This window comes from Isoptericola sp. NPDC055881 (genome assembly GCF_053615895.1).
The window spans coordinates 1-4975 of record NZ_JBSHCR010000131.1 but is presented as its reverse complement, the minus strand read 5'-3'; the positions used below and the strand labels follow the sequence as shown (position 1 = coordinate 4975).

The window sequence follows — 4975 nt, the reverse complement described above, 5'->3', positions numbered from 1 at the left end:
GTTGCGCACGTTCTGAACGCTCAGAACGTGCGCAACCACCTGTTCGGCACCCGGGGCGGGGCGGGGCGGCGCGGGGTGGGAGGGGTGGAACGGTTACGGGACCCAGGCGCAGACGACGTGGGCGGCGCCGTCGACGGTGAGCGGGCCGGCGGCGTCGGGGACGAAGCACGACTCCCCGCGTCGCAGCCGCAGCTCGCCCGCGCCGGTGAGCAGGCACGCCTCGCCGTCGAGGGCGAGGACGACGCGCGGCCCGTCGGCGGCGAGCGCCACCGGCTCGCCCGGCACGACGTCGGCGAACGTCAGCGCGAACTCCTCGACCGGGGCGCGGTAGGTGACGACGACGCTCTCGCCGCCGGACACCAGCGTGGCGGGTCGCGCCGGGGGGCGCGGAGCGAACGACGCGCACTCGAGCAGCGCGGGGGCGTCGACGTGCTTGGTGGTCAGGCCGGCGCGCAGCACGTTGTCCGACGCGGCCATGACCTCCACGCCGAAGCCGCTGAGGTAGGCGTGCACCTCGCCGGCGGGCACGTACATCGCCTCGCCGGGCTCCAGGGTGACGCGGTTGAGCAGCAGGGACACGAGGGCGCCCGGGTCGCCGGGGTGCTGCGCCGCCAGGGCGAGCACGGTGGCGTCGGCGCGCGCGGTCGGGCCGTGCGCGTCCGCCCGGTGCCGGCGCGCCACGGCGTCGACGGCGGCCACGACGTCCGCGGCGCACGACGGCGAGCGGCGCGCGGCGACCAGCGCCTCGGTGGCGGCGCGCACCCCCGCGGTCGAGGGCCGAGCGGTCAGGGCGGCGCGGACGACGTCGACGAGGACGCCGTCGAGCCCGTCCAGCAGCCCGAGCACCGAGCGCGGGCTGCGGAACCCGGCGAGCGCCTCGAACGGGCTGAGCGCCACGATCATCTCGGGCTTGTGCTGGTCGTCGTGGAACGACCGCCGCGGGTCGCCCACGGCCAGGCCGGCGCGGGTCTCCCGGTGGTACCCGGCCCGCGCCAGGTGGGGGCGGGGGTGCACCTGCAGCGACAGCGCCCGCTCGGCGGCGAGCACCTTGAGCAGGTACGGCAGGCGGGGCCCGAAGCGGTCGGCGACCCGGCGGCCCAGGGCGGCGTGGGGCTCGGCGCGCACCAGGTCGTCCAGGGACGGGCCGCCCGCGCCGCCCGCGCCGTCTGGGCCGCGCAGGCGCGACGGCGCCGCCGGGTGCGCGCCGAGCCACAGCTCGGCGGCGGGCGTGCCGTCGGGCTCGTGACCCAGGAGGTCGGGGATGCGGGTGGGCGACCCCCAGTCGTACGCGCGGACCGGGTTGTCGAGGCGCTGCACGGGCAGCGCCTCGACGCGCGGCGCGGGGGTGACGCGCGGGGACGTGCGGGCGGTCAGGGCGTCCATCGGACCTCCTCGGACAGGGGAATTCTCCCGGTGACTTCTCCCATGAAAGGGCACCCGGAAAGCGTCACGAGCCATTCTTGAAGGGCGTCGGAAAGTGTTCACCTGACGGCATCCTGATGTTCGGCGACAGTTCCCCGGAAAAGGCCGATCGCGACTTGTCGCGCTCTTAGTGTCGGCGCCATGAACGACATCCACCCGGGGTTCGACCCCGACCGTGGTGCGCTCGTCGTGATCCCCGCGCGCGGCGGCTCGGCCGGCATCCCGCTGAAGAACCTGCAGCGCGTGGGCGGTACGACGCTCGTCGCCCGGGCGGTCCGCTCGGCGCTGGCGGCACCGTCGGTCTCCGCCGTGGTGGTCTCCACCGACCACGACGAGATCGCCCGTGAGGCAACCGCGCACGGGGCGCGCGTGGTGCGCCGTCCGGCCGACATCGCCGGCGCCACCGCGAGCTCCGAGTCCGCCGTCCTGCACGCGCTGGACGCCCTGCGCGCCGAGGCGCCCGCGGGCGCCACCACCTCCGACCCTGCCGTCACCGTGCTCCTGCAGGCGACGTCGCCGTTCGTCGACCCGGCCGACCTGGACGCCGCGGTGCGCCGGGTGGCCGACGGCGCGCACGACGTCGTGGTCGCCGTGGCACCCACCCACGACTTCCAGTGGCGGCTCGACGACGACGGCCCGACGCCCGTCGGGCACGGCACCGACCACCGCCCGCGCCGCCAGGACCGCACGCCGCACTTCCGGGAGACGGGCGCGTTCTACGCGATGCGCACCGCCGGGCTGCGGGAGGCGGGCAGCCGCTTCTTCGGGTCCGTGGGGCTGCAGCCCGTGGCGCCCGAGTGGTCGCTGGAGGTCGACGAGCCGCGTGACCTGTGGCTCGCCCGCACGCTGCTGGACCAGCCCGCCGCGGCCTCCGCCACCGTCCCGGCCGACGCGCCGACCGGCACGCCGATCGACGTCGACGCGCTCGTCACGGACTTCGACGGCGTCCACACCGACGACGGCGCCTACGTGTCGCAGGACGGCACGGAGAGCGTGCGCGTGCACCGGGGCGACGGCCTGGGCGTCGCGCGCCTGCGCCGCACCGGGGTCCCGCTGCTCATCCTGTCCACCGAGACCAACCCGGTGGTGGCGGCCCGGGCCCGCAAGCTCGGCGTCGACGTCCTGCACGGCGTCGACGACAAGGCCGCCGCGCTGCGCGACTGGTGCGCCGTCAACCGCCTCGACCCGGGCCGGGTCGCGTACGTCGGCAACGACGTCAACGACCTGCCCGCCCTCGCCCTCGTCGGCTGGCCTGTCGCCGTCGCCGACGCCCACCCCGAGGTCGCCGCCGCCGCGCGCGTCGTCCTCGACCGCGCGGGCGGCCACGGCGCCGTCCGCGAGGTCTGCGAGCGGATCCTCGCAGCCCGACAGGACGCCACCGCGCGTCCGACCCCCGAGCTCCACGAACGGAAGGACACCCCCGTGACCAGCACCGCCAGCACGACCACCGCCGCCGAGCGCCCCGCGGAGCACCTCGTCCGCGTCGGCGACCACGAGGTCGGCGCCGGCCAGCCGGTGTACGTCATCGGCGAGATCGGCATCAACCACAACGGCGACGTCGAGATCGCCAAGCAGCTGATCGACGTCGCGGCGTCCGCCGGCTGCCAGGCCGTGAAGTTCCAGAAGCGCACCCCGGAGATCAGCACCCCGAAGGACCAGCGGGACAAGATCCGGCAGACGCCCTGGGGCGAGATGACCTACCTCGAGTACAAGTACCGGGTCGAGTTCGAGCACGACCAGTACACCGAGGTCGACCAGTACGCGAAGTCGCGCGGCATCCAGTGGTTCGCCTCCCCGTGGGACGTGCCTTCGGTGGGCTTCCTCGAGGAGTTCGGCGTCCCGACGCACAAGATCGCCTCCGCCTCGGTGACCGACCACGAGCTGCTCCGCGCGCTGGCCGACACCGGCAAGCCGCTCATCCTGTCGACCGGCATGTCGACGCTCGAGCAGATCGACGCCGCGGTGGAGATCCTCGGCACGGACGGGCTCGTCATCCTGCACGCCACGTCGACGTACCCGCTGCCGCCCGAGGAGGCGAACCTGCGGACCATCACGACGCTCCAGGAGCGCTACGGCGTGCCCGTCGGGTACTCGGGCCACGAGACGGGCCTGCAGATCTCGCTGGCCGCGGTCGCGCTGGGCGCCGTCGCCGTCGAGCGGCACATCACCCTCGACCGGGCGATGTGGGGCTCCGACCACGCAGCGTCGCTGGAGCCCAAGGGCCTCGCGAACCTGGTGCGCGACATCCGCATCCTCGAGCAGGCGATGGGCGACGGCGCCAAGCGCGTCATGCCCGGCGAGCTGTCGCCGATGTCGCGCCTGCGCCGCGTCGACGCCTGACCCGCCCGACCGGTGGAGAAGCTCGACCGGACGCTCGACCGGACGCTCAACCGGGCGCCCGCCGGCGCTCCGCTCGACCCGGCCTCCGCCGGCCCGGCGCCGGGCGACGCGACCTCCGCTCTGCGGTGGACGGACGCGCCGCCCGGCGTCGCCGTCGTCGCGTGCGTGCGGGACGAGGAGGCGTACCTGGGCGAGGCGGTCGCGTCCGTGCTCGCCCAGGACTACGCCGGGCCGCTGCGCCTGGTGCTCGCCGTGGGGCCCTCGCACGACGCGACCGCCCAGGTCGCGGCGGCGCTCGCCGCGGCCGACCCGCGCGTCCTGGTCGTGGACAACCCGACCGGCTCCCGCTCGATCGGGCTCAACCTCGCGACGGCGCGGGCCGGTGACGGCGACCAGGTGCTGCTGCGGGTCGACGGGCACACCGTGCTGCCGGCGGACTACGTGACCCGCGCCGTCGCCGCATTGGAGCACACGGGCGCCGTGGGCGTGGGCGGGCTGATGCACCCGGTCGGCACGACGACCGTGCAGCGGGCCGCGGCGCGCGCGATGAGCCACCCGGCGGGCATCGGTGCCGCGTCGTTCCACGTGGGCGGCGAGGCGGGCCCGTCCGAGACGGTGTACCTCGGGGCGTTCCGGCGCTCGGCCGTCGAGGCCGTGGGCGGGTACGACCCGTCGCTCGTGCGGGCCGAGGACTGGGAGCTGTGCCTGCGCCTGCGCCGTGCCGGCGGGCTGCTGTGGTTCGACCCCGCCCTGCAGGTCACGTACCGTCCCCGGCGCACGCTGCGGGCGGTCGCCAAGCAGTTCTGGCGCACGGGCATGTGGCGACGCGAGGTGATCCGGCGCGACCCGTCCACGGCGAGCGCGCGCTACCTCGCCCCGCCCGCGCTGGTCCTCGGCCTGGCGGCGTCGGTGCTGCTCGTCGTCGGGGGAGCGCTCGCCGGCCTGCCGGTCGTGGTCCTCCTCGGCGGCGTCCTCCCGGCGGCCTACGTCGCGGGCGTCCTGGCGGCCTGCGCGCACGCCGCCGGCCGGCGTCCGCGCCTGGGCGTGCGCGAGGCGGTCGTGCTGCCCGCCGTCGTCGTCACCATGCACCTCGCCTGGGGCGCCGGCTTCGTACGCGGCCTCACCGAGCGGGCGATGGCCGACCACCGGGCGTAAACCGGGGCGCCGAACAGGCGGTTGCGCACGTTCTCGACCCCGAGAACGTGCGTAACCG

3 protein-coding genes and 1 pseudogene are annotated in these 4975 nt (G+C 75.9%); 3 read left to right on the top strand and 1 reads right to left on the bottom strand.

The features are described from left to right. Positions 1-93: 93 nt before the first annotated feature. Positions 94-1383, bottom strand: a complete 1290-nt coding sequence (gene manA, locus ACWGKI_RS20580) for a mannose-6-phosphate isomerase, class I (RefSeq protein WP_452189522.1) — start codon at positions 1381-1383, stop codon at positions 94-96. A gap of 180 nt (positions 1384-1563) precedes the next feature. On the opposite strand from manA, the pseudogene ACWGKI_RS20575 reads away from it, so the two are divergent. The 3 genes and pseudogenes from ACWGKI_RS20575 to ACWGKI_RS20565 all read left to right on the top strand — a co-directional run. After that, positions 1564-2733: pseudogene (locus ACWGKI_RS20575) on the top strand (cytidylyltransferase domain-containing protein); the annotation flags it as partial. A 204-nt stretch (positions 2734-2937) separates the two neighbouring features. Then, entirely contained in the window at positions 2938-3762 is an 825-nt protein-coding gene (locus ACWGKI_RS20570; RefSeq protein WP_452189524.1) for an N-acetylneuraminate synthase family protein, read from the top strand. A 12-nt stretch (positions 3763-3774) separates the two neighbouring features. Continuing rightward, complete coding sequence (locus tag ACWGKI_RS20565) at positions 3775-4917, top strand: glycosyltransferase family 2 protein (protein ID WP_452189520.1); 1143 nt, start codon at positions 3775-3777, stop codon at positions 4915-4917. Positions 4918-4975 lie beyond the last annotated feature (58 nt).